We start from the raw sequence: 25,597 nt of genomic DNA, 5'->3' as shown, positions 1-25,597 counted from the left end.
AGATAAAAACAAAAAGTTTGTTTTTTGTCTATCAACGGTTCACTATTCAGATAAAATGCTTACAATTTAAATAAAAACGATGTAATTGGATAACAATGGGACATTATGACGTGCATAATACCTTTTATAAAGTGCTTTTTTTCTCAAAAAGAGAAAAAAGGCTATTTTATTAATACGGATTTTCCTCTTCGTGCAATTTATAAGGTACAGGAAGATCTTTATAACTTAGGGCATGCTATAGCTTCTGGTAAAGAAATTTTACTCCCTGAATATGACGGAGTAGAAGATTTTCGCAAGAGATTGAATGAAAATGCTAAACTTATTCTTCATGCCTTTCATACCAGTGATTTTTCTGCCCGAAATGATGAGACCATCGCACCGTCTGCTCAATGGCTCATTGATAATCATTACACCATTGATAAAACCATACAAAAGCTACGTCGTAATCTGCCCAAGTCCTTCATAAAGCAACTTCCTCTTTCTACACACAAAGCGGGAATACCACGAATTTTTGCTTTAACTTGGCTTTATATTGCGCATACCGATAGCAGCTTTTCACAAGAAACACTCACTGCTATAACCAACGGATTTCAAGAAGTTTGTGCGCTCACAATTGGTGAATTGTGGGCTCTTCCTTCTGTTATGCAAATGCTGCTCATTGAAAATGTCCGTCGTCTTTCAGTCCGTATCGAAAAAGCGCGACATATGCGCCATCTTGCTAGTCAAGTGGCTGATAAAATTTCTCTTGTAGAAAATAAAACAAATCTACACTCTCTTTTTACGCAGTATAAACTATTTACTGTTGATCCAACTTTTTCAGCACATTTATTCTATCGCCTGCGCAGTGCATCTGTCGATTCAACCGTAGCATTAACTTGGCTTGAAAATCAATTGAAAAGCCAAGGCAGTAGCTTAGAGATTGCAACAGCCGATGAACATACCAGACAAGCAGCAGATGGTGTGACCATGGGAAATATTATCCGTGCTCTTAAAGCTATAGATGATGTTGATTGGACAGCATGGTTTGAAACAGTGAGTTGTGTCGATTCTATTTTGCGTAAAAATAGTGATTTTTCTGAAATTGATTCTCACTCACGCAATATTTATCGACAAGTCATTGAAAAAGTTTCACGCTTTTCGCCTCTTAATGAACTGGAAGTTGCACATAAAGTTGTAGAAATGGCAAATTCCACTTCTAAAGATATGCCTCATCATTCTTGTGTGGGGTGGTACCTTGTTGATGATGGTCGTGGCATATTTGAAAAGGCTTGTGGATATATTCCGCACTTTCTCATAAAATGGACACGCGCTTCTTGTTGCTCAAAATTGAGAGTCATCGCCATTCCTGTCTCTTTTCTGACGCTCGCTCTTTTGTTTGTAATTTACGCCCTTTTACAAATATCTGGCATGACACAATGGATGTCTTTTTGCTTTACTGTATTGGCGCTTTTTCCTGCTATCGATGCTGCTTTTGCTTTATTTAACACTGTTGTTTCATGGTTTGTCCCATCAAGACAACTCATTGGCTATGAATATAAAGAAGGTATTCCAAAACATGCACGGACAATGGTTGTTGTACCTACTTTGATGACATCACGCGATGATATTGATGAACAAGTACGCAGTCTTGAAGTGCACTATCTTTCCAATCCTAAAGGTGCCATTCATTTTGCACTCATTACAGATTGGGTGGATGCTCCATTGAGAGAAACGCAAGATGATCTTGATTTATTGCACTATGCGCAAAAGAGTATTGATAAACTCAATAGTCGTTATCATCGTGATGAACTTCCTCTTTTTTTCCTTTTACATCGCCGACGCCTTTATAATACAAGCGAAAAATGTTGGATGGGTTGGGAACGAAAGCGAGGAAAACTTCATGAACTCAATCGGCTCTTAAGAGGCGATAAAAACACAAGCTTTTATCCTCCCAATCCACATCTTCCTATGGATTGCCGTTTTGTTATGACGTTGGATTGTGATACACGTCTTACTCCAGAGAGCGTCGCAAAACTTGTTGGAAAGCTTAACCATCCACTCAATCATCCCATTTTTGATCCGCAAAGTGGAAAGGTTGTAAAGGGCTATAGCATTTTACAACCACGCATTATTCCTTCGCTTACAACAGGAAAAAAAACATCAATTCTCCAACGGATTTTTTCTATCAACCGTGGCATTGATCCTTATGTTTTTGCTGTTTCTGATACTTATCAAGATCTTTTAGGAGAAGGCACCTTTATCGGTAAAGGTCTTTATAATATTGATGCATTCGAACAAGCGCTTGATGGCAAAATTAAAGAAAATACTATCCTTAGTCATGATCTCTTAGAAGGAGGTTATGCTCGTACTGCTCTGGTGAGTAGCATAGAAGTCATTGAAGATTATCCAACCGCTTATAATATTGATGTTATGCGTTATCATCGCTGGATTCGCGGTGATTGGCAGCTTTTGCCTTATCTTTTTTTCCACCGTCAAATAAGTTTCGTGACGCGTTGGAAAATGCAGGATAATTTACGTCGTTCTCTTACTCCACTTATGTGGTTAATCGCAGCATTTGCAGGATGGGCTTTTTTGTCTTTCAAGAGTGCAATTGTCTGGCAAATATTCTTGTTGTTTAGCTCCTTCATTTCTCCCATTCTATGTGTATTAAAAACGCTAGTCTCGTCCAATATAGATCATTCTTTGCGTGGACATTTTCAATTAATTTGGAACAAAACTGCTCTTACAAGCGCTGATATATTTCTTAAAACGACGTTTCTTGCTCATTCGGCGTATTTTATGACCGATGCGATTATTCGTACACTCTATCGTATGACGATTTCAAAACAGCATCTTCTTGAATGGAAAACTTCTGCCGCAACAAAATCAATGCCCAATAGTTTGCGTTTCTATGTTTTTACAATGGCACCAGCATCGCTTATTGGTATCCTTACTATAGCACTCCCTCTTTTTTCTGATAGTTTTGCAAGCTTGATTGCTTTGCCTTTTGGGATAGCATGGTTTTTTTCACCCTTCATTGCTTGGATTGTGAGTCAACCTTCAACCTTTCAAGATAGCCTTGATCTTTCTTCAAAAGATGAAAAAAAACTTCGCTCTATTGCACGGCGTACATGGCTTTATTATACAACCTTTGTCAATGCACAAAACAACTATTTGCCTCCCGATAATTTTCAAGAAGATCCTGAACCTCTTGTTGCTCAACGTACATCTCCTACGAATATTGGCGTTTATCTCCTTTCTATTATTGCGGCACGTGATTTTGGCTGGATTGGTTTTGAAGAGACCATTACCCGTATTGAATGTACATTACGCTCTCTTACAAAAATGGAAAAGTTCCGTGGTCATCTCTATAATTGGTATGAAACGGATACACTCAGGCCTCTTTTGCCTACTTATGTATCAACCGTTGATTCAGGAAATCTTGCCGGTCATTTGATAACACTCTCTTCTGCCTTAAGTGAATGGGCTGAAAAACCGCATCTTTTTTTTCAAAGTGATCGAGAAGGCTTATCGGATGTTCTTGCTATTCTTGAAGAAACTGTCAGAGAAATTCCAGATCATCAACCCAATTTACGCTCTTTACGTCAAAAAATTGAAGAAAACATCACTCGTTTTCATGACTCTGTCCTCACTTTTGTAGAACAAGAAAATACGATTCCTTCTCACATCACAGACCTTTCACATGCAGCCCACGATATTGTGCACTTAGTCAGTGAACTTGACCACAAAATTCAAACGATAGAATCTGCTCATGCGCTTTCTTGGGCTAAATGCCTTATCGATACCTGTAACGCTTATCATTATGATGCGACTGCTCATTGTGATACTGACAAATTACGTAAAAAATTAAACAGACTGGCTATAGTGGCACGGCAAGTAGCCTTTGATATGAAATTTGACTTTTTAGAACAGCCTAAACGGCATCTCTTATCTATTGGATATCGTGTTCAAGAAAACAAACTCGATGACAATTGTTATGATCTACTTGCTTCAGAAGCACGTCTTGCAAGTTTTTTTGCTATCGCAAAAGGAGACATAAAACTTAAACATTGGTTTCGTCTTGGCCGACTCCTCGTACCCATAGGTTGGAAAGGTGCGCTCCTATCATGGTCTGGATCGATGTTCGAATATCTTATGCCATCTCTCATAATGCATGAACCTTTAGGATCTCTCCTAGATCAAACAAATCGATTGATTATTCGTTGTCAAATACAATATGCCCATAAACGGGAATTGCCATGGGGTATTTCAGAGGCTGCATTTAACGCTCGCGATCATTTAATGAATTACCAATACGCTCATTTTGGTGTTCCAAACCTCGGACTCCAACGTGGTCTTTCACGCAATGCTGTCATAGCTCCCTATGCCAGCCTTCTAGCGGCACAATATGCTCCTGCTTGTGCTGTTGCTAATTTAAAACGACTCCGTGATCTTGGAGCTTTAGGAACATATGGTTATTATGACTCTGTCGATTTTACCCCTTCACGCGTGAAAACAGGGGAAAAATACGCTGTTGTACGCAATTATTATGCGCACCATCATGGCATGTCTATCCTTGCTCTTAACAATGTTATTTTTCAAGGGCGAATGCGTGATCGTTTTCACCGTGATCCCGTTGTTGAAGCAACGCAACTGCTGTTACAGGAAAGAGCGCCTCATCTTATTCCTATTATTCATACCAAAGCTGTTAATCGTATGCGCAACAAGTCTCAAGCATTTGACGCCGCCCCTTTGCGCATTATTACAAACCCGTTGTTCAAACCACGAGCAACTTTACTTTTGTCTAATGGCTTTTATTTTACTATGTTAACAGCGAATGGTTCTGGTTACAGCCGTTGGCGCGATTATGCGATTACGCGTTTTATTCCCGATGCAACAGAAGATCAACAAGGTACTTTATTCTTCTTACGGGATACGCATAGTGGACGGTGGTGGTCTGTTACTGGTGAACCAACACGTGTTATTGAAGAAGAAGCTGTCAGCATTTTTACAGATGAAAAGGCTGAATATACAAAAATGGTTGATGGTATAAAATCAACACTTGAATGTCTTATTACATCTGAAGGATGTGGCGAAGGTAGACGTATTCAACTGATGAATACGACAAATAAAGAGCGCCTCATTGAAGTGACTTCTTATAGTGAATTAGCGCTTGCCACAATGGGCACAGACCAAGCTCATCCTGTTTTTTCCCGCATGTTTATAGAGACAGAAATTGCTGAGGAAGGTAAAACAATTTTTGCCAAAAGGCGCAAACGCTCACCTAGCGATCCTGAAATCTATGTTGCTCATTTTGTCTCCAGTACAACAGATACTCTCCGAGAGACAGAAGCTGAAACGGATCGCTCTCTGTTTATTGGGCGGGGCCGATCCATTCATCGGCCCGCTGCATTTGATCAAAATGCTCGTTTCAGTAACAGTCAAGGTTGCGTTCTTGATCCTGTTATGTCATTGCGATGCCGTATAAAAATTCCAGCCCATGAAAAAGCAGAACTTATTTTTTGGACTTTTGCTGCTCATACAAAAGAAGCACTAAATAATCATATTAAACATTATCGACAACCTGATATGTTTCAAAAAGAACTTTCAATGGCATGGACGCGCTCACAAGTTGCACTGTATCAGAGCGGAACCCAGCTTAAAGAAGCTATTATCTATCAAAAATATGCAACACCGCTTATTTATCCAGAAAGAACGTGGCGTCTTCCTTCTGAAATATTAGCAAAAACGCTAGGAAAACAGTCTGATCTTTGGCCCATGTCTATCTCAGGAGACAATCCACTCTGTCTTCTTAGATTAAATAACGAGGGAAATATAACCGTACTGCGCGAGCTCCTTAAAGCACATGAATATTGGCGTATGCGCGGACTCATTGTGGATTTGGTCATTCTTAATGAACAAACATTTTCCTATATACAAAATACACAACGCGCTCTTGAGTGGGTCTGTGAATCTTATTATCACCACATGCAAAAAGCAGATGAACGCCAACATATTTTCATGCTTCGGCGCGATCAAATGAGTGAACAAAGCTTTAAAACGCTTCTTGCATCAGCGCGCATCGTTCTTGATGCCCAAAATGGCTCTTTATCTGAACAGCTTAAACGATTTGATGAGAGTGATTTTGATCTTACAATTCGTAAAAATTATCAAGAATCTTATGATCAATTAGATTACCAAAAATATAACGAAGGAAGGCAAGTTACAACACAAACTGAACAAAATTTTTTTGCTTCCATTGGTCTTATTAGCCAACGAAAACCATCTTCTTTTCCCATAAATGGAGAAGATCTAAAATATTGGAATGGTTACGGTGGTTTTAACCAGTATAACCATTATGTAATACGTCTTCATGGACGTACAACTACACCGCACCCGTGGATTAACGTCATCGCTAATCACAAATTTGGTTTTCATGTCTCTGCTGAAGGTGCAATTTTTACTTGGGTTAACAATAGCCGCGATTATAAATTAACTCCTTGGGCAAATGATCCAACATCTAACCGGCCAGGAGAAGCACTTTATCTGGTTGATCGCCAGTCTTTAAAACGTTTTTCACCCGTTTCTGCTGTAGAATGTGATGAAAATATTGTCTATGAGGCTTGTCATGGGTTTGGATTCTCAACTTTTAAATCAACACATTCAGAAATCGCATTAGAACTGACTCATACACTTGATCCCGAAAAACCTATTCGCTTTTCACGTCTTATCCTTACGAATGAAGGGAAAAAACCACGCAGTTTACGCCTTTATAATTATGTTGAATGGGTTTTGGGAAATACCCGTACAAAATATGCCCCCTTCATTATTTCCTCTTATGAGGACAAAAGGGGTGTACATTTTATTCAAAATCCTTATCACATTGAAAAATCTCAACAAGTCACATTCTTATCGGCATCTGAAATGCCAACCAGCACCACAACCAATCGTGCTGAATTTATTGGTGCAACGGGAACCGTAACGCATCCAACTGCGATCCGTAAAGCTGGTGCTCTTTCGAATACCATTGAAGCAGGATGTGATCCTTGTTCAGCATTTTCCTATGATATTGATCTTCAAGCAGGGCAAACAAAAGAAATCATCTTTTATCTTGGTAGTGCTGAAAATAGACAAGAAGCTGAAAAATTACTCAATCAAGTACGTGCAAGTGATTTTGAAATTCTGCTCACAAAACAAAAACAGCAATGGAGCGATTTTGTTTCTCCTTTTCAAGTTAAAACACCGGATCCCTCTTTTGATATTATGGTCAATCATTGGCTCCCTTATCAGACCTATGCATGCCGCATCATGGCACGCGTAGGATTTTACCAAGCTAGTGGTGCATTTGGCTTCCGTGACCAATTGCAAGATAGCTTGTCTTTACTCCTCCTTGAACCACAACTGGCACGTGAACAATTGTTAAACGCTGCAGCCCATCAATTTCCCGAAGGTGATGTACAGCATTGGTGGTTGCCTGACACCAACGCAGGCGTTCGCACACGCATTTCTGATGACATTGTTTGGCTAGCCTATGGTAGCGCCCTTTATGTTAACACCACTGGTGAGTACGACTTTCTTGATATTCCCATTGCGTTCATTGAAGGCCCTCCTCTAGAGATAGAACAACAAGATGCTTATTTTCAACCCACGCAATCTCAAAAAACAGCAACACTTTATGAACATTGTTCTTTAGCTTTAGATCTTGCCATCAAACGTTGTGGTCAACATGGTCTTCCTCTCATCTTAGGCGGAGATTGGAATGATGGCATGAATTTAGTGGGCATTGGAGAAAAAGGGGAAAGTACTTGGTTGGGTTGGTTTCTTGGCACTACACTACAAGCATTTATTCCTCTTGCCAAAAAACGTGGCGACCATAACCATGCTAACACATGGAGTGCATACCTTAAACATTTGACTACAGCTTTAGAAAAAAATGGTTGGGATGGCGCTTGGTATCGACGTGGTTATTTTGATGATGGAACACCCCTTGGTTCTAAAATAAATGATGAATGCCAAATTGATACCATTGCGCAATCTTGGGCTGTCATTTCTCAAATGGCATCACTTAAGCGCCAAAAACAAGCAATGGCTTCTATGCTTGAACATCTATGGGACAAAAAAGCCGGCATTATACGTCTTTTTTGGCCTCCTTTTGATAAAAGTACTCTCGAACCTGGTTATATAAAAGGTTATCCTCCAGGCATTCGAGAAAATGGTGGTCAATATACGCATGGTGCTATTTGGAGCATTCTAGCGCTTGCTGAGATGGGTGAAGCAGACAAAGCTTATTCTCTATTTTCTATGATCAATCCAATCACCCATGGTAAAAATCCTGAAGTTTATCGTGTTGAACCCTATGTTATGGCTGCAGACATCTACGCCATTGAACCACGTCGTGGACAAGGCGGTTGGACATGGTATACAGGTTCAGCAGGATGGTTCTACCATACCGCGATACAAGCCATTCTTGGGATTCAACGTCAAGGCAATCTGTTGTTTTTAAAACCACATTTACCCTCCTCTTGGCCTAAATATGAAACAAAAATAAAATTTTATGATGCCATCTATACTATCAAAGTAAAATGGGGATCTGAAAATATGCTTAGTGTTGACGGTAAGAAATATGCCAAACTTAACGCAGGAATAAAGTTAAAAAAAATAGGTCAACATGAAATCATACGTATTCTTAAATCTTAAAAACAGAAAAAATAACAGGCTTTTTTATTCTTGCTCAAAGCCACAGAATTGTTATATTTTCTGCACTCCCTATATTGACCATATTGGTGCACAATAATTTTAGATTCTATGAGACTGAAAGAAAAAGGGTTATGAATCATCCGGATATTGCTAGACGTGTTTACAATCATACTTGGAAACTTGATCCCATTATTCGTTCACTTCTCGATACGGATTTTTATAAGCTTCTTATGGTACAGATGATTTGGGGGTTGTATCCTGATGTTAATGTTACTTTTTCCCTCATAAATCGCTCTAAAACAATACGTCTTGCCGATGATATTGATGAGAGTGAATTACGTGCTCAACTTGATCATGCTCTTAGTTTGCGCTTTACAAAAAAAGAAATGATCTGGCTTGCTGGTAATACATTTTATGGACGCAAACAAATTTTTGAACCGGATTTTCTTCAGTGGCTTGAGAATTTTCAACTCCCAGAATATGAACTAACCCGCAAAGATGGCCAATATATGCTTCATTTTTATGGTTCGTGGGCTCATAGCTCTATGTGGGAAATTCCAGCCCTTGCTATTATCAGTGAATTACGTTCACGTGCAGCTCTCAAAAAACTAGATCGTTTTGCTCTTGATGTACTTTATGCGCGTGCTAAAGCAAAAATGTGGAGTAAAGTTGAACGTCTCAAAAAATTGCCTGATATTAAAATATCTGACTTTGGGACAAGGCGTCGCCATTCTTTTTTATGGCAGCGCTGGTGTGTGGAAGCATTAAAAGAAGGCATTGGTAATTCTTTTACTGGAACTTCTAATGTTCTTCTTGCCATGGATACGGATTTAGAAGCTCTTGGAACCAATGCACACGAATTGCCCATGGTTATTGCGGCTCTCAGCAACAACGATGATGAATTACGCAGAGCTCCATATCAAGTCTTGCAAGATTGGAACCGTTATTATGGTGGAAATCTTCTCATTGTTTTACCTGATACCTTTGGTACAGAAGCATTTTTACGCAATGCACCAGATTGGGTCGCTGATTGGACAGGTTTCAGACCCGATAGTGCGCCCCCTATTGAAGGTGGCGAACGTATTATTCAATGGTGGAAAGAAAAAGGAAAAGATCCACGCGAAAAACTTTTAATTTTTTCTGATGCTCTTGATGTCAATACAATTGAAAAAACCTATCATCATTTCCATGGTAGAGTGCGCATGAGTTTTGGATGGGGCACGGATCTTACCAATGACTTTACAGGCTGTGCACCTCAGGAAATCGAAACTCTTGATGCTCTTTCCCTTGTTTGTAAGGTGACCTATGCTAATGGTCGACCAGCCGTAAAACTTTCAGATAATCCTGAAAAAACGATCGGTAATTCAAAAGAAGTACAACGTTATCTCAATTTTTTTAGTAATAAAAAGCGAATTGCTAGATCTATAAAGACGTAGTTTCCGGTTCTTTAAAACGAGTATATTGACTCACCATATTGTTTATAAGATTGATTTTTGTCCTGCCCTAAAGATGGGGTTCTTAACCTTTGCTGATCTGTAAATAGTTCGGCTGTTTTTTGAGCAGATTCTACTTGGGCTACCACGCATACGCTTCACTTACATAAGGATCGACAGATCAGATTTAAAAAAATACTTAACGTGCTAGGGAAGTTTAGCCAAGGGGGCTTCCTTATATCATTTTCATAAATAACGGTGTTATACGGCATAACAAGATACTATCATTTTGCATGTTGAATGAGCGCGAATATCATAAATTTTTCTCATTTCAACCCTGTTAAATCAAGCACACTAATCTCCTTGCGTGTATGAAGATTTTCAATTTTTAAGGGTTGTTGTTGTAGCTCGACAGTAGGTTTTGTACTAAGTGGGAAGAGATAGGATTAAGTAGGAATACGTGGTAATTTGTTGTTTTTATGTACAATTTTGACCATTAAATGCGCATTTTGTCAAAATAAATTTTGACGCCTAAAATTGCAAAAATTACCGAAAATCAGAAAAAATGCGTTTCCATAGTAAAAATGAAAAAAGGCTTTGAAACCCCTTTGAGAACACCTTTAAAATTCTTTGAAAAAAAATAAATTGGTAAAAAAACTAGCGTCAAAATATACAAAACCAAATGATAAGCTACAATTGTAACATTAGGAATTGCTAAGGCAACATTGGAGGATGACAAATAGCATGGTGACTATCAGTGTGCATTTTGCAAGGCAAGGATGATAGTGCCCAAATAGATTTTATAAACTTTACAGGAGATTTTACTTTATCCAATGTATGGTCTGCTATCATGAAATGCGTAAAGCGTTGAGAAATGTTTCATAAAAATAAATGTGTAAATAACATGATTTGGGAGACCTTTTGTTTTACATGGGGGGCATGACCTCATTAACAAACAGAGAATGCAATAATATTTTTATTTCGAATAAACTTATACAAAGATAGAGAATTTATTTATTCGCATATTATAATAAGAATGCGTGTATGCATAAAACCATCTGAAAAATTCTGTTGTTTTTTAAGAATTATCCTTAAGCTAAGAACAGATGTAACATTAAAGATTGATATAATAGACCGGTTTCTTAACTGTATAAGTATAAAATGATGATGTTTAGTAAGCTTTGTATTATATCCTCATTAAGAGATATGAAAACAAACGAAACGTCTTTTTAGAAAGAAAAGGCTATCATATCAATGACTTTTCAATGACGTATATATAGAGATTCATACAAACATGTTTTATAAAAATAATGACTCTCTTCCATGAATGTGGTTTATCCAAGTGAGAACATTTTGAGTGTGCGTAAACAGTCTTCTTTGTTCATAAAAATCATTTCACAAACATATTATTAATTAATTGCTTTCAAAAAGCTTACTACTTCATATGCATTTTGGATATGGAGAGCTTATATTCAAAACTTAAAAGTCCTCATAGTTTTTACAAATAAGTCGAAGCTAAAAAGAATATCTCATAAAGCCTTTTCTATCCTTATGAAGATGGACGTGTTACAATATAAATGCCAATTAGCAATAATATAACCGCAGCAAGTAAGGAAATCCATAAAGGAGGGTGTACCATTACGAAAAAGGATAAAAATCCTCCTGTCATACTCATCATTGCAAAAACTTTAACGAATGGAGAGATTGCTTTTTTTTCTTCCCATCGCTTAAGAGGGGGACCAAAAATACGATGATTATTCAACCATTGATGAAAACGTGGAGAAGAACGCGTAAAACACCATGAGGCAACCAATAAAAAAGGCACAGTTGGCATAATAGGTAATACTACACCGATAATACCTAATATAACCATTATCCAACCTGCTATATAATAGCAGATACGCAAAAGATGCGATATCTTCAAATCGTTTTTCATTTTCTCGTACTATTTTCCTCTACGCAAAACCTTCTACAAAAACATTGTATCTGTTTTTTTCTGTTTACATGTCCGAGTGCACAATTACGTTCTACCCTTTTATGCGTAAGCGTCTTTGCTGTTATAAGTTCCTTGAAAATACCGAATAGCTTACGCAATATGATAATCATTTTAAATGATTTCAAGAAAAGAGAAGAGATTTTAGAAAATCAAAAAAATAAAAAGGCTGCAGAATAAATCAATGCAGCCTCTTAATTAAGAATGCAGCGTTGGGGGGGGGAGAAAATGCACTGCATTCACCTGCTAGACATTAGGAGGAAAAATAACCTAGCACCCCGAACTCTAATTAAAATAAAAATGAGAAACAATATATAAAAATGCATGGCTGATATGCATGAAATTTAACACTTTCAAGTTTCTTGAACTGTGTTTTGACGAAAGAAAATCATCATGAAAATAGCCATAAAAATCAACGTCAAGATCAACACAATTGTGGAAGCAGAATCAGAGCCGATAAATAAGCTGAGATAAATCCCTAAAAAACCAGAAAAAGCTGCAACAAGTATCGCGATCATTAACATAAAAGAAAACCGCTTTGTAACAAGATAAGCAATTGCTCCTGGTGCTATCAGTAAAGAAATAACGAGCACGATACCTACAGCTTTCAGAGCCGCAACAATTGTAAGAGAAATCATCGTTAGAAGGGTATAGTGGAGTAGAGATATTGGTAACCCCATTGCATGTCCTTGAACTGTATCAAAAATATACAGCATAAAGTCGCGCCATTTTGCTGCTAAAATGAAAGTGACAACAGCAGAAATAATCGCCGTTTGTGTTATATCAAGCCAGTTAACACCCAAAAGATTACCAAATAGAATATGATTCAAATCTAAGCTACTATAAATAGACGTGGCTAAAACAAGCCCCAAACCAAACATCGAAGAAAATACCACACCCATTACCGTGTCCTGTTTGATACGGCTATTGCTCCCTAAAAAACCCGTTAATAGTGCACACACCATTCCTGCAACAAAAGCACCGCAAGTAATCAAAGTCATTGTAATGTTCTCTGGACGCATATGCTGAAACCAAGCAAATGGCAAAGAAGTTAAAAATGCGATTACCCATGGTGTTGTCATATAGCCAACAACAACACCTGGAAAAACTGCATGAGAAATGGCATCGCCTAACAGCGCCCATCCTTTCAAAATAAGAAAACAGGAAAGCATCGCCATGGGAATAGAAAGAATCATGACAATAAGCATACCCTTAAGCATAAAAGAAAACTGAAACGGAAGCAGTAATTGACCAATCATGATAATATTACACCCTTTTTTGCCGCATTTATGCGTAAGCGCGCAGCAATATACCCATGTTTAGGAGCAAAAATAAAAGCCAAAACAAATAAAGATGCTTGAAAAAGCACAACAACCCCCCCCGTTTGTGCATTTAAAAAATAACTCACATAAACACCCAAAACACTCGTGAATGTTCCAATTATAACTGCAATAACCAAGATATTCACGAAACGATCACTTAAAAGATAGGCTGTTGCCCCAGGTGTCACAACAAGACAAATAACCAAGAACGCTCCAACGGTTTGCATAGCAGCAACAGTACAAGCAGCAAGTAATGTGAAAAAGAGAATCTTTAAAAACTTTACATTTAATCCAATGGCATGCGCATGCGTTTCATCAAATAACGAAACAAGAAGATCTTTCCATTTCAAAAGCAATATAAGCAACGAAAAAAAGCCGATAAAAGCCAATTGTAGAATATCTGATGAACTGACGGCTAAAATATTTCCCAAAACAATCGTATCAATATTAACAGCCATTGGTTTTAATGATTTGAGAAACAACCCAAAGGCAAAAAAGGAAGAAAAAATGAGTCCAATAATGGTATCTTCTTTCAGCTTTGTCCGGTGGTTAAAAAAGAGCATTGCTGCTGCTGCAAGACCACCAGAAAAAAAAGCACCGAGTGAAAAAGGTAACCCTAAAAGGTAAGCTCCTGCTACACCAGGAACAATCGAATGGGAAAGAGCATCACCAATTAATGACCAACCTTTTAACATCAAAAAAGCTGAAAGAAAGGCACAAACACACCCAACCAACCCAGAAACCCACATTGCATTCACCATATATTGATAGCTTAGTGGCTCAAGCAACCAAGAAATCATGCAACGTTCTCCACTCTTTCAATATCTTCACAAACTGCAGCCTGCTTTCTTCCTATGAAAACATCATTTTTTTTTGTGCTTTGAAGATCAAAAATATGGTGGTGCAAAGACCCTCCAAAAGTTTTCTCCAGATTTTCCTTTGTAAAGATTTTTTCTGTTAACCCAGAAGCTAAAACGGTTCCTTTTATTAAAACTGTATGATCACAAAATTCGCGAACAGAACCCAAATTGTGAGTTGAAACCAAGATCACTGCTCCTTCTTTACGAAGATCTTGTAACAAAGCAATGATTTTATCTTCTGTTGTAACGTCAACCCCTGTAAATGGCTCATCTAATAAAATAGCTTTTGCTTTCTGTGCAAGAGCGCGTGCTAGGAAAACACGCTTTTTCTGTCCACCAGAAAGTTCTCCAATCTGGCGCTTGGCAAAAGCCAACATATCAACGCGTTCTAAGGCAATACGAACGGCTTCATAATCTTGTGTACGGGCATAGCGAAAGAAATTCATATGACCGTACCGCCCCATCAATACAACATCTTCGACCAAGACGGGAAAATTCCAATCAACATCTTCACTTTGAGGAACATAAGCAATAAGGTTTTTTTTCAAAGCTATATCAACGGGCAAATCAAACATGCGAATTTTTCCCTTTGAGGGGCGTACAAACCCCATAATCGCTTTAAATAACGTTGACTTACCGGATCCATTAACACCAACTAATGCCGTAATAGAACCCTTTGGACTTTCAAAATTTACTTCGCGTAAAGCTGTATGTCCATTACGATAAGTTACCGTTACTCCTTGGGCAAATATTCCAGATTCCATCATTGGCTTTTTACTCCCTCTAATAAAGCATTGCTAATACGCCCACTCGTGACACGTAATAAATCAATATAAGTGGGTACCTCACCATTTTTCTCACTTAAAGAATCAACATAAAGAACACCACCGTATTTAGCCCCTGTTTCTCTGGCAACCTGCTTAGCAGGTGCAGGGGAAATAGTGCTTTCAGAAAAAACTGCATGAATATTGTATTTGCGAACCATATCAATAACATGCTTGACTTGCTGTGGTGTTCCTTGCTGGTCAGCATTGATGGGCCATAAATAAAGTTCTTTTAGATCAAAATCACGCGCCAAATAGCTAAAAGCCCCCTCACTGGTCACAAGCCAACGTTTATCTTGTGGTACGGCTTCTAATTCAGCCCTAATTGGATCAATTGTTGCACGAATTTTCTGTTTATAAATTTCAGCATTCTCTTTATAAATTTCAGCATGTTCAGGATCATATTTTACAAAAGCATCGCGAATATTATCAACGTAAATCAAAGCAGAGGTCGGTGACATCCACGCATGAGGATTGGGTTTGCCGCTAAAGGGGCCATCACCAATTTTAATGGGTACAACACCTTTTGAAACAACAACACTTGGAACATCCTTGATGTTTTGAAAAAACTTTTCAAACCAAAGCTCTAACTCTAATCCATTCCACAATACAAGGTTAGCTCCCTGGGCACGCATAAGATCGCGTGGGGTGGGTTGATATTCATGAATTTCCGCACCTGGTTTTGTAATGGATTCAACCTCAGCGGCATCACCTGCTACATTGCGTGCCATATCAGCAATGATAGTGAATGTCGTAACAGCTTTAAATTTACCAGCACACAAAGCAAAATTGGGTGTAAAAAAAATAACACTTCCAAAAACTATGCTGAAAAACGTTTTTACGTTCATTGATTCTCTCTTTCCTCTATATGCTTTCTTTTTATTGCAAATAATTTGCATTATCATTTAGCAATAGCAGTTATCTTTTACATTTGCAATGAAGGATTAAGAGAAAAAATAACTTTTCAAGATGTTTAGAAATAGTTTTTTTCATATTGAAAAAATTGATGATTTAAGCAGCTTGTTTTGGTAAGGAGCACCGCTTTCAAGAAGCTCTATCGCTCTTGAATGCCAAATAAAAAGGGAGCACTCAAAAATGCTCCCACTTCATGTAAAATATCTCATAAAAAATGAAAATACTCAGTAGCGCAAATATGCACCTGTCATTTTGGTAACATTATCCACGATCTTTAAGGCAAGCTTTTCTAAATCTTCATCTGTTAGAGTCCGTTCTATGGGCTGAATAGTTACTTCAATCGCAACAGATTTTTTATCTTCGCCAAAGCTTAAATCTTCAAAAATATCAAAAATCTGCACTGAATGAATAAGTTTTTTATCGGCTCCACTTGCCGCACGAATAATAAGAGAAGAGGCAACAGTTTTATCCGCTATAAAGGCAAAATCACGCCGCACCATTTGAAAAGGTGAGAGTTTCAAAGGAGGACGGCTTTTGGTCGTTTTTTTCTTTGATTCTGGAATTCTGTCTAGAAAAATTTCAAAGCCGCATAAAGGGCCACTGACATCTAACTTTTCTAATGTAGCAGGATGAAAAACACCAAAAAAACCAAGAATAATCTTTGATCCAAGTTTTATGACACCTGAACGACCAGGATGATACCAATCGGGCGCTCCAACTTCAATCTGCACTTCTCCAACATCCATATCGCATGCCTCTAAAATAGCTAAAGCATCTGCTTTGGCATCAAAAACATCAACGACGGTTGCATTTCCATTCCAAAAACGACCAGCCCCTTTAAATTGCTCTGTTCCACGACGAATCCCACTAACAACACGGTGTTGTTTATCAGGGGTATCGCCTTCATAAATATTGGAAACTTCAAACAAAGCAAGATCGGAAAAACCACGATCAGCATTTCTCTGTGCCGCCATAATCAAACCAGGTAAAAGGGAAGGACGCATCATTGACATATCAGCAGCAATAGGATTAACCAATTTAAGCTCTTCTTGACCTCCTCCAAAAGCAAGAGCTTGATTTTCAGAAATAAAAGACCATGTTACCGCTTCTTTCATACCACGTTGCACTAAAGCCAAACGTGTAGCACGTGAACGAATTTGTGCGCATGTTAAAATTTGATCTTTTCCTTCTGCGAAGTTTTCCAAAGGAATAGGTTTAATTTTATCTAGCCCATAAATCCTCATGACTTCTTCCACCAAATCGGCTTTCCCCATAATATCAGGGCGCCATGATGGTACTTTTACTGTAACGACATCTCCTTTTCCTTCAACGAAAAATCCAAGTTTTGTTAAAATAGAGATGACTTTTTCAGGCTCTATTTCCAAATTGGTTAAACGTTTAATTTCAGAAAAAGGAAAAACGATCTGTTTGATTTCTTGTTGCTGATAGCCAGCGATCCTCTTCTTAGATACTTCACCACCACAAAGACTTAAGACCAATTCTGTTGCAATCTCAAGCCCTGTTTCCATAAAAGCCGGATCAACACCTCGTTCAAATCGATAACGCGCATCACTGATAAGACCTAATGCTCTTCCTGTTTGTGCAATGTTTTTCGCATCCCAAAGCGCCGATTCAATAATAACACGATGTGTTGTTTCATCACAACTCGTTCTTTCACCGCCCATGATACCGGCAATCGAAACAATCCCATCGTCATCTGCAATGACACAATTCTTAGCGCCCAAATGATAGATTTTTCCGTTCAGTGCTTGAAGCTGTTCTCCTTCACGAGCACAACGTACACACAAATTACCTTTAATTTTATCTGCATCAAAAACATGGAGTGGACGACCAAGGTCAAAACTGATGTAATTGGTCATATCAACAAGCGCATTAATCGGTCTCAAACCAATTGCATTCAAACGCTGTTGCATCCACTGTGGCGATGCTCCATTTTGAACATTGCGAACTTCACGCCAAGCAAAACCTAAACATAATGATGAATCTTGTGAAAAATCTAATGAAATATCGAGAGGTGTTTCAAAGGAAGGTTCAAATTTTGACAAGGATAATTCTTTTAATTTTCCCATTCCGGTGGCAGCAAGATCACGGGCAATACCACGAACACCTGTACAATCAGAGCGATTGGGGGTCAAACCAATATCAATAATCGGATCATCTAAACCAGCATAAGCTGCAAATGAATCTCCAATAGGTGCATCTTTTGGAAGTTCGATAATCCCGTCATGTTCATTTGATAATTCAAGTTCCGCTTGCGAACACATCATCCCAAAACTTTCAACACCGCGGATTTTTCCTACAGATAATGTCACATCGAGTCCTGAAATATAAGTGCCTGGTAGTGCCAGAACACCAACAAGACCTGCACGCGCATTTGGTGCTCCACAGACAACTTGAACAGGTGTAGAAGTCCCTGTATCGACGGACAGAATCTGGAGTTTATCTGCATCAGGATGTTTTATTGCAGTTAAAACTTTTGCAATCACAAAACCTTTTAAAGAAGACCGATCATCAACGTAATCAACCTCAAGACCTATAGCTGTTAGTTTCTCACAAATTTCATCCAAAGATGCATTTGTCTCTAAGTGATCTTTTAACCACGACAATGTAAATTTCATTTTAAAACCTCACATGAAAGCGATGACTAAGATCACATATTTCTATTAGGAAAAAAAGCAGGCATATCAAAGCAACGAAAGCCATAATGGTCTAACCAACGCAGATCGGCATCAAAAAAAGCCCGTAAATCAGGCATACCGTATTTCAACATGGCAATACGATCAATGCCCATTCCCCAAGCAAAGCCTTGATATTCATCGGGATCTAAACCAACATTTTTCAACACATGAGGATGCACCATTCCGCATCCTAAAATTTCCAACCAATCCTGTCCTTCTCCGAATTTTACTTCTGAACCAGAACGATCACATTGAATATCCACTTCCATAGATGGTTCGGTAAAAGGGAAAAAAGAGGGACGAAAACGCATTTTTACAGAGGGAACTTCAAAAAATTCTTTACAAAAGGTTTCATGTAACCACATCATATGAGCAATGGTGGAGGTTTTATCAATGACAAGACCTTCTACCTGATGGAACATGGGAGAATGTGTTGCATCCGAATCCATGCGGTAAGTTTTTCCAGGAATAATGATCCGTATCGGTGCTTTTTGTTTTTCTAGTGTGCGAATTTGTACGGGTGATGTATGGGTCCGCAATAATTTTCGTTCTCCCATTTTATCGACATCAAAAAAGAAGGTATCATGCATTTCGCGTGCTGGATGCCCTTCAGGAAAATTCAATGCCGTAAAATTATAATAATCTGTTTCAATATCAGGTCCCTCTGCAAGAGAAAAACCCAACTTCGTATAAATGACAATAATTTCCTCAATCACCTGTGAAATAGGATGAATGCGTCCCCGTTCTATAGGTGAAGAGCGAACAGGCAAGGTAACATCAACCGTTTCACGAGAAAGACGGGCATCCATTGCCTGTCTTTTCAGAAGATCACGCTTTTGCGCCCATAATTCTAAAATACGATTTTTTAATCCATTAAGAACTGGTCCAACTTTATGGCGCTCGCTAGCATCCATTTTTCCTAATGCTTTTAATTTTTCAGAGATGCTACCTTTTTTACCCAATGCTGCAATACGCACTGCTTCAAGTGCCTGTTCATCACCCGCTGCCTCTAAGGCTAAACAAATTTCTTGTTCCAGACGCTCAATATCGTTCATATTTTTGCCTATTTTTTTAATAAAAAAACCCGCACTCGCAACAGCCAGCACGGGACCTCGAATAAATAAATGCTTTAAGAGAACACGACTGGCTTACTTGACAGCGCCTTCGAAAGCATTAGGTGTCGTATCTTTTAAATATTCCAAAGCCTTTTTTGCCGAGGCAATTAAAGCAGAAAATGCTTCTGTCTCATAGATCGCTATATCTGAAAGAACCTTACGATCAACCTCAATACCGGCTTTTGATAAACCATCAATAAAACGTCCATAAGTTAAACCTTCTGCGCGAACAGCCGCATTAATTCTCTGAATCCACAAAGCACGGAAAGTACGTTTCCTATTTTTGCGATCACGATAAGCGTATTGCTTTGAACGATCAACTGCTGCTTTAGCCGCACGAATGGTATTTTTACGACGACCGTAAAAACCTTCAGCCTGTTTAAGAACTTTTTTGTGCTTAGCGTGTGCTGTCACACCTCTTTTCACACGTGCCATATTATAATCTCCTCAAAATCAAAAGCGTAAGGTTTAAACACCATTCGGCAAATAATGCTGAACGACTTTTTTAGCATCTTGTTCACACAAAACCATTGTTCCACGTGCATCGCGAATAAATTTATTCGAACGCTTAATCATGCCGTGGCGCTTACCGGCAGCTGCTACTTTAATTTTGCCTGACGCAGTGATTTTAAACCGCTTTTTAGCGGATGATTTGGTCTTCATCTTGGGCATTTTGCTACTCCATACATTAATTTATTCAATCAAACATCTTATTCACTCAAGCGGACCAACGCTTGAACAAGCATTTAAACAGCCACGGCATGCCCTGCCGGGCGGTTCTAATAGTGTTTCCATAAGCTAGTATACACAAAATAGCAAGACCGTATTACAAAAAAATCGGAGCTCCATTGCCTTGAAGCTCAACTAAAGGTGCCGGAATAGCATTTGTTTTGATAGCTGCTTTACATAGATCAGCAATAATGCATTGCCTACATTGTGCTTTACGTGCTTGGCAAACATAGCGTCCATGTAAAATCAGCCAATGATGTGCATGACGAAGATAATGGATTGGTATAATCTTTAATAATTTTTTCTCAACAATCTCTGGTGTTTTGCCAGGCGCTAAACCAAGACGATTGCTTAAGCGAAAAATATGTGTATCCACTGCCAATGTAGGCTGACCAAAAGCAACATTCAAAACAACATTAGCTGTTTTGCGCCCCACTCCAGGAAGGGACATAAGTGCTTCACGCGTATCAGGTACTTGACCGCCATAACAATCAATTAAACAGTTGCAAAGTGCATAAACATTGCGTGCTTTTGCTCGCCAAAGACCAATTGAACGGATATGATGTGCTATTTCTTCTTCTCCTAATGCAACCATTTTTTCCGGTTGATCAGCAAGGCGAAATAATTCTTTTGTCGCTTTATTAACGCTTACATCTGTCGCTTGAGCCGAAAGCACAACGGCAACCAAAAGCGTAAAAATATTTGTATAGATAAGATCACTCTTAGGCGCTGGGCGTTGCACAGAAAAACGGCGAAATATTTCTGCAATTTCATTTTCATTATATAATATACCAGATAAATTTCGCACTTTTGACAATTTTATGGTACTTTGAGGCATTGAACTCTCTTAAATCTTCTCTCTTGAAGTTATCATTTACGCTCGCCATATGAGAGGAATGCAGCGAACACTTTTATAGAGTTTGGTCAAGTAAAGCCGTTTTAAAGAGGATACTCATGAATGACACATGTGACACCTTTCTCCAATCCCTTTCTTTTAGGGTTTGAAACCGTAGAAAAAATATTGCAACGTATCGGTAAAGCTGATGAGGCTTACCCAGCCTATAATATTGAACGTTTACATAAAAATGATGATGCAAATCATATCCGGATAACTTTGGCTGTTGCTGGATTTAAGGTTAACCATCTTAATATTTTGCTCGATGATAATCAATTGGTTATTCATGGTAAACAAACAGACAACCAAAATCATCAATATTTATATCGCGGTATAGCTGCGCGACAATTTCAGCGAACCTTTGTTCTCGCGGAAGGGATGCATGTTACAAATGCAGAGTTGAAAAATGGTCTTTTATCAATTAATCTGTATCAACCAAAGTTAAAAAAAGAAATAAAACAGATTCCAATTAAAGTCAGTAGTGGTGAGTCATAAAAGTTAAGGCGTAAAGGAACAGTGAAATGGGAGAACATAAACAGAACTTGTCGTTTCAGAACACATCCTACTCTGATGCGGGACAGATTGCCTATTTAAAAAAAGTTTGTACAGATGATTTGGCTAAAAATTTTCCAGATCTTCCACCAATGACCCCAGGAATTACGATATGGGCTCTCTTTGGTGAAACAGGTTATCCTATCATTTTATCCGATGAGCGTTCTATCGCTCTTGCTGGAGCCAATGAGCATGAACTACAAATTGTAACTCTGCACTAGATTATCTTACGAGAAAAAGCTGTACTCTTTATAAATTCTATCTGTTTTTTCGTAAAGGGTGTAATGTGAGTTATAATGAGATAAGTATTGGTTTATATTCATAATTAATTTTTTACAACTGGAATGAGAGTCCCGAATATCATAAGGTTCTCTCATTTTAGATCCTCTTGTATTAAAACAATTAAAGTCACTTGCTTGTATGTCACACGCAGGGAAAGCCATTTAGATAAAAACGCTTGAAGGAAGGAATAAAAATATCTCTTGTTAATTGTCTTAATTACCAAGGATGTTCGCAATATTGGGGATGAAAAAATGTATGATGGTGTCAGTTTGCTTCTTCATAAATGTGAAGATGTCCCTTATAGATTTATATTATTCACGGGGGCTGTTATACCATTCATGGGCGCTATCGTGAAATGGGCTCGAGCGCATTGAAAGATGTTTCTTTAAAATGAGTACATGAAGGCTATAAAAGTGTATTTTGTTTGGGGTGTTCTGTTCTTCCTAAGGGGAGTAACTCCATTGAAGAGTGTAAAAACAAAAGCATGAGATAATGCGTCATCATTATTAAAAAGATATTGCTATGAATGCTTTTGAAAAGTGTAAAGCTGAATTGTAAGGAGATGATAGATTTTTACATGATGCTTTTATATTCTTTCCAAATTAGGCTGTCTTCTTGTTCCAGAAATTACGCAAACAGATAGATGCAATATACTTACCAAATCTGGCCAAATCTGGCATACAAAAATCTGGAACAGTTCGTGCCACACTGAAGCGTTTTGATATTTGTCTCAAACGTGGAATTGCACAGGGATTAGATGTTGATTAACAGGTAATAAGAAAAACAAAGGCTTTATGAAAAAGTTTATGCAGAGCTTTTAATTTTGTGCTTCAAATGCCTCAGTACAAGGTATTTTTCTCTTTTGAATATTAAAGCTCTTGTTTTTATAATGAAGTTACAGCACAACAAGCAAAATGGAATTATTTGAGGGGAAAAAAATAATGCCTTCTTACCGTTCAAGAATATCGACCCACGGGCGTAATATGGCAGGAGCCCGCGGACTTTGGCGTGCAACAGGGATGAAAGATACTGATTTTGGTAAACCCATTATTGCGATTGCGAATTCTTTTACACAATTTGTACCAGGGCATGTCCATTTAAAAGATCTTGGGCAATTAGTCGCACAACAGATAGCAGTTGCCGGTGGTGTTGCGAAAGAATTTAATACCATTGCTGTAGATGATGGAATTGCGATGGGGCACGATGGAATGCTCTATTCTTTGCCCTCACGTGAAATCATTGCTGATTCTGTAGAGTATATGGTTAATGCACATTGTGCGGATGCACTTGTCTGTATTTCTAATTGTGACAAAATTACGCCTGGTATGTTAATGGCTGCTTTACGGTTGAATATTCCGACAATCTTTGTTTCTGGCGGTCCTATGGAAGCAGGTAAGATTAAATGGAAGGATCAAGATCTAAGGGTTGATTTGGTCGATGCCATGGTCGCAGCAGCTTCAGAACAGAATTCAGAAGAAGAAGTTGCTGAAATGGAGCGTGCTGCTTGTCCTACATGTGGTTCTTGTTCAGGAATGTTTACAGCCAACTCCATGAATTGCTTAACGGAAGCATTGGGGCTTTCGCTTCCCGGAAATGGATCAATGTTAGCAACACATGCAGATCGACGGATGCTTTTTGAAGAAGCTGGAAAACAGATTGTTGCATTGGTTAAACGTTATTATGAAAAAGATGATGAAACAGTCTTGCCGCGCTCTATTGCTTCACGCAAGGCTTTTGAAAATGCAATGACCGTTGATATTGCTATGGGGGGATCAACCAATACAGTACTGCATCTTTTAGCCGCGGCGCAAGAAGGTGAAGTGGATTTTACCATGACGGATATTGATCATCTTTCACGTCGTGTTCCTGTTTTATGTAAGGTTGCTCCTGCTGTCGCGAATGTACATATGGAAGATGTTCATCGCGCTGGTGGTATTATGGGGCTTTTAGGTGAACTGGATGCGGCAGGACTCATTGATACGTCAACTTATACGGTTCACGCAAAAACAATGAAAGAAGCTCTTTACCGTTGGGATGTGAAACAAACTAATGAACCAACAGTTCGTACATTTTATCGTGCTGCTCCTGGTGGTATTCCAACACAGACAGCTTTTAGCCAATCTTGTCGCTATGAGACCCTTGATCTTGATCGTGAAAAAGGTGTGATTCGCGATAGGGAACATGCATATTCACAAGATGGAGGATTGGCAGTTCTTTATGGAAATCTTGCAAAAGATGGCTGCATTGTAAAAACAGCAGGCGTTGATCAATCAATCTTAACTTTTAAAGGTCCGGCAAGAATTTTTGAAAGCCAAGATTCAGCTGTTTCAGCTATATTAACTGATAAGATTAAAACAGGTGAAATTGTTTTAATCCGTTATGAAGGTCCACGTGGTGGACCTGGAATGCAAGAAATGCTTTATCCAACAAGTTATCTCAAATCTAAAGGATTGGGCAAGGTTTGTGCACTTGTTACAGATGGGCGTTTTTCAGGGGGAAGTTCAGGGCTTTCGATAGGACATATTTCACCAGAAGCTGCTGAAGGAGGAGAAATTGCGTTGGTAGAGGAGGGGGATATCATAGAAATTGATATTCCAAATCGTAGAATTCATATGTTGGTGGATGATATTGAGATGAAGCAGCGCCGTGCTAAGATGGAAGCAAAAGGAAAAGGTGCTTGGCAACCGATTGAGAAGCGTCAGCGTAAAGTTTCAAAGGCTCTCAAAGCCTATGCAGCGATGACCACATCTGCTGCAAAGGGTGCAGTACGTAATATTTGATGAGATGAATGACGCGTCTTATAAAAGAGAGATAGTATTCTGATTTTTTGCATCTTTTGCACGATATTCTAAGCTAATTATTTTATGAGTTTATGAACTTAACAGAATATTTCGAGTCATGATGAGTATGATTAAAAAGCTATCAATACAACTAAAAGCTGCTGAGGATTGCTTATTTTAGCAGCTAGGTAAGACAGATAAAGATAGATATGGTATGATTACTTTTCATATCATATTCCAATTTTATGCGAAATTACGATTTCTTGTTACTCATATTTATGAAAGATATTTATTGTAGTGGTGGCATTATCTTGCAGTACCGTAAAACACTGTCATTTAGAGCTGTGATATATGGTATTCTTCTTAATATATTTAAGTATTTTTTTAGTGTGTGGTGAATATTCTTAAACTTGTTTATCAAACTTTGAGTTTAAGTGAATCACATGACTAGGAAGTCAAGGTAAATCTCTTAGAATCTGGACTGTTTGCAGACTTGATTCGAATGAAAATCCTTATCCTTTG

General features: G+C 38.4%; 16 protein-coding genes. 6 read left to right on the top strand and 10 right to left on the bottom strand.

Annotated features, from left to right (window positions below; all coding sequences use genetic code 11):
• Positions 1 to 105: 105 nt before the first annotated feature.
• The gene (locus tag ACFIJP_RS02895; RefSeq protein ID WP_375625456.1) at positions 106 to 8,676 is read left to right on the top strand and encodes a GH36-type glycosyl hydrolase domain-containing protein; all 8,571 of its coding nucleotides are present in this window, start codon (positions 106 to 108) and stop codon (positions 8,674 to 8,676) included.
• Positions 8,677 to 8,807: 131 nt separating this feature from the next.
• The gene (gene pncB, locus ACFIJP_RS02890; RefSeq protein ID WP_375625455.1) at positions 8,808 to 10,112 is read left to right on the top strand and encodes a nicotinate phosphoribosyltransferase; all 1,305 of its coding nucleotides are present in this window, start codon (positions 8,808 to 8,810) and stop codon (positions 10,110 to 10,112) included.
• Positions 10,113 to 11,658: 1,546 nt separating this feature from the next.
• On the opposite strand, the gene ACFIJP_RS02885 is transcribed toward pncB, so the two are convergent.
• From ACFIJP_RS02885 to nth, 10 genes are all read right to left on the bottom strand, one after another.
• A complete protein-coding gene (locus tag ACFIJP_RS02885) occupies positions 11,659 to 12,045 on the bottom strand; it encodes a YbaN family protein (RefSeq protein ID WP_375625454.1) in 387 nt (128 codons plus the stop codon).
• Between the two features lie 410 nt (positions 12,046 to 12,455).
• Complete coding sequence (locus ACFIJP_RS02880; RefSeq protein WP_375625453.1) at positions 12,456 to 13,361, bottom strand: metal ABC transporter permease; 906 nt, start codon at positions 13,359 to 13,361, stop codon at positions 12,456 to 12,458.
• Positions 13,358 to 14,224 (bottom strand): metal ABC transporter permease, encoded by an 867-nt coding sequence (locus ACFIJP_RS02875; RefSeq protein WP_375625452.1) that lies wholly within the window; start codon positions 14,222 to 14,224, stop codon positions 13,358 to 13,360. The genes ACFIJP_RS02880 and ACFIJP_RS02875 overlap by 4 nt, the downstream gene beginning before the upstream one ends.
• On the bottom strand, positions 14,221 to 15,051 hold the full coding sequence (locus tag ACFIJP_RS02870) for a manganese/iron ABC transporter ATP-binding protein (protein ID WP_375625451.1): 831 nt from the start codon (positions 15,049 to 15,051) through the stop codon (positions 14,221 to 14,223). The genes ACFIJP_RS02875 and ACFIJP_RS02870 overlap by 4 nt, the downstream gene beginning before the upstream one ends.
• Positions 15,048 to 15,956, bottom strand: coding sequence for a metal ABC transporter substrate-binding protein (locus tag ACFIJP_RS02865; protein WP_375625450.1), 909 nt, complete (start codon positions 15,954 to 15,956; stop codon positions 15,048 to 15,050). Before ACFIJP_RS02865 ends, ACFIJP_RS02870 begins: the two co-directional genes overlap by 4 nt.
• 291 nt (positions 15,957 to 16,247) lie before the next feature.
• Complete coding sequence (gene pheT / locus ACFIJP_RS02860; protein WP_375625449.1) at positions 16,248 to 18,662, bottom strand: phenylalanine--tRNA ligase subunit beta; 2,415 nt, start codon at positions 18,660 to 18,662, stop codon at positions 16,248 to 16,250.
• Between the two features lie 32 nt (positions 18,663 to 18,694).
• Positions 18,695 to 19,777 carry a phenylalanine--tRNA ligase subunit alpha gene (pheS, locus tag ACFIJP_RS02855; protein WP_375625448.1) on the bottom strand — a complete coding sequence of 361 codons (1,083 nt, stop codon included), beginning with the start codon at positions 19,775 to 19,777 and terminating at the stop codon, positions 18,695 to 18,697.
• A gap of 93 nt (positions 19,778 to 19,870) precedes the next feature.
• Positions 19,871 to 20,272 carry a 50S ribosomal protein L20 gene (gene rplT / locus ACFIJP_RS02850; protein WP_375625447.1) on the bottom strand — a complete coding sequence of 134 codons (402 nt, stop codon included), beginning with the start codon at positions 20,270 to 20,272 and terminating at the stop codon, positions 19,871 to 19,873.
• Between the two features lie 33 nt (positions 20,273 to 20,305).
• Complete coding sequence (gene rpmI, locus ACFIJP_RS02845) at positions 20,306 to 20,509, bottom strand: 50S ribosomal protein L35 (RefSeq protein WP_012754516.1); 204 nt, start codon at positions 20,507 to 20,509, stop codon at positions 20,306 to 20,308.
• 154 nt (positions 20,510 to 20,663) lie between these two features.
• Positions 20,664 to 21,404: an endonuclease III gene (gene nth, locus ACFIJP_RS02840; RefSeq protein ID WP_375625446.1), complete on the bottom strand. Its 741-nt coding sequence runs from the start codon at positions 21,402 to 21,404 to the stop codon at positions 20,664 to 20,666.
• Positions 21,405 to 21,524: 120 nt separating this feature from the next.
• Here nth and ACFIJP_RS02835 point away from each other — a divergent pair, with 120 nt between their 5' ends.
• From ACFIJP_RS02835 to ilvD, 4 genes are all read left to right on the top strand, one after another.
• The gene (locus tag ACFIJP_RS02835; RefSeq protein ID WP_375625445.1) at positions 21,525 to 21,956 is read left to right on the top strand and encodes an Hsp20 family protein; all 432 of its coding nucleotides are present in this window, start codon (positions 21,525 to 21,527) and stop codon (positions 21,954 to 21,956) included.
• Positions 21,957 to 21,982: 26 nt separating this feature from the next.
• A complete protein-coding gene (locus ACFIJP_RS02830) occupies positions 21,983 to 22,234 on the top strand; it encodes a DUF1150 domain-containing protein (RefSeq protein ID WP_012754519.1) in 252 nt (83 codons plus the stop codon).
• Between the two features lie 676 nt (positions 22,235 to 22,910).
• Positions 22,911 to 23,063, top strand: coding sequence for a hypothetical protein (locus ACFIJP_RS02825; RefSeq protein ID WP_375625444.1), 153 nt, complete (start codon positions 22,911 to 22,913; stop codon positions 23,061 to 23,063).
• 173 nt (positions 23,064 to 23,236) lie between these two features.
• Complete coding sequence (gene ilvD, locus ACFIJP_RS02820; RefSeq protein WP_375625443.1) at positions 23,237 to 25,075, top strand: dihydroxy-acid dehydratase; 1,839 nt, start codon at positions 23,237 to 23,239, stop codon at positions 25,073 to 25,075.
• Positions 25,076 to 25,597 lie beyond the last annotated feature (522 nt).

Origin of the sequence: Bartonella sp. MU37NMGALS, from assembly GCF_042194015.1 — a bacterium.
In the GTDB taxonomy this organism is placed as follows: Bacteria; Pseudomonadota; Alphaproteobacteria; order Rhizobiales; family Rhizobiaceae; genus Bartonella; species Bartonella grahamii.
Note: the sequence above shows the minus strand (reverse complement) of the source record. Positions and strands in the feature narration are given on the sequence as shown.

Bases quoted from the DNA above. Each gene is read 5' to 3' on its own strand.
- ACFIJP_RS02895 (WP_375625456.1), top strand. From the start codon at position 106: ATGACGTGCATAATACCTTTTATAAAGTGCTTTTTTTCTCAAAAAGAG.
- ilvD (WP_375625443.1), top strand. From the start codon at position 23,237: ATGCCTTCTTACCGTTCAAGAATATCGACCCACGGGCGTAATATGGCA.
- ACFIJP_RS02875 (WP_375625452.1), bottom strand. From the start codon at position 14,224: ATGATTTCTTGGTTGCTTGAGCCACTAAGCTATCAATATATGGTGAAT.
- nth (WP_375625446.1), bottom strand. From the start codon at position 21,404: ATGCCTCAAAGTACCATAAAATTGTCAAAAGTGCGAAATTTATCTGGT.
- ACFIJP_RS02835 (WP_375625445.1), top strand. From the start codon at position 21,525: ATGACACATGTGACACCTTTCTCCAATCCCTTTCTTTTAGGGTTTGAA.
- ACFIJP_RS02885 (WP_375625454.1), bottom strand. From the start codon at position 12,045: ATGAAAAACGATTTGAAGATATCGCATCTTTTGCGTATCTGCTATTAT.
- rpmI (WP_012754516.1), bottom strand. From the start codon at position 20,509: ATGCCCAAGATGAAGACCAAATCATCCGCTAAAAAGCGGTTTAAAATC.
- ACFIJP_RS02865 (WP_375625450.1), bottom strand. From the start codon at position 15,956: ATGAACGTAAAAACGTTTTTCAGCATAGTTTTTGGAAGTGTTATTTTT.
- ACFIJP_RS02870 (WP_375625451.1), bottom strand. From the start codon at position 15,051: ATGATGGAATCTGGAATATTTGCCCAAGGAGTAACGGTAACTTATCGT.
- pheS (WP_375625448.1), bottom strand. From the start codon at position 19,777: ATGAACGATATTGAGCGTCTGGAACAAGAAATTTGTTTAGCCTTAGAG.
- pncB (WP_375625455.1), top strand. From the start codon at position 8,808: ATGAATCATCCGGATATTGCTAGACGTGTTTACAATCATACTTGGAAA.
- rplT (WP_375625447.1), bottom strand. From the start codon at position 20,272: ATGGCACGTGTGAAAAGAGGTGTGACAGCACACGCTAAGCACAAAAAA.
- pheT (WP_375625449.1), bottom strand. From the start codon at position 18,662: ATGAAATTTACATTGTCGTGGTTAAAAGATCACTTAGAGACAAATGCA.
- ACFIJP_RS02830 (WP_012754519.1), top strand. From the start codon at position 21,983: ATGGGAGAACATAAACAGAACTTGTCGTTTCAGAACACATCCTACTCT.
- ACFIJP_RS02880 (WP_375625453.1), bottom strand. From the start codon at position 13,361: ATGATTGGTCAATTACTGCTTCCGTTTCAGTTTTCTTTTATGCTTAAG.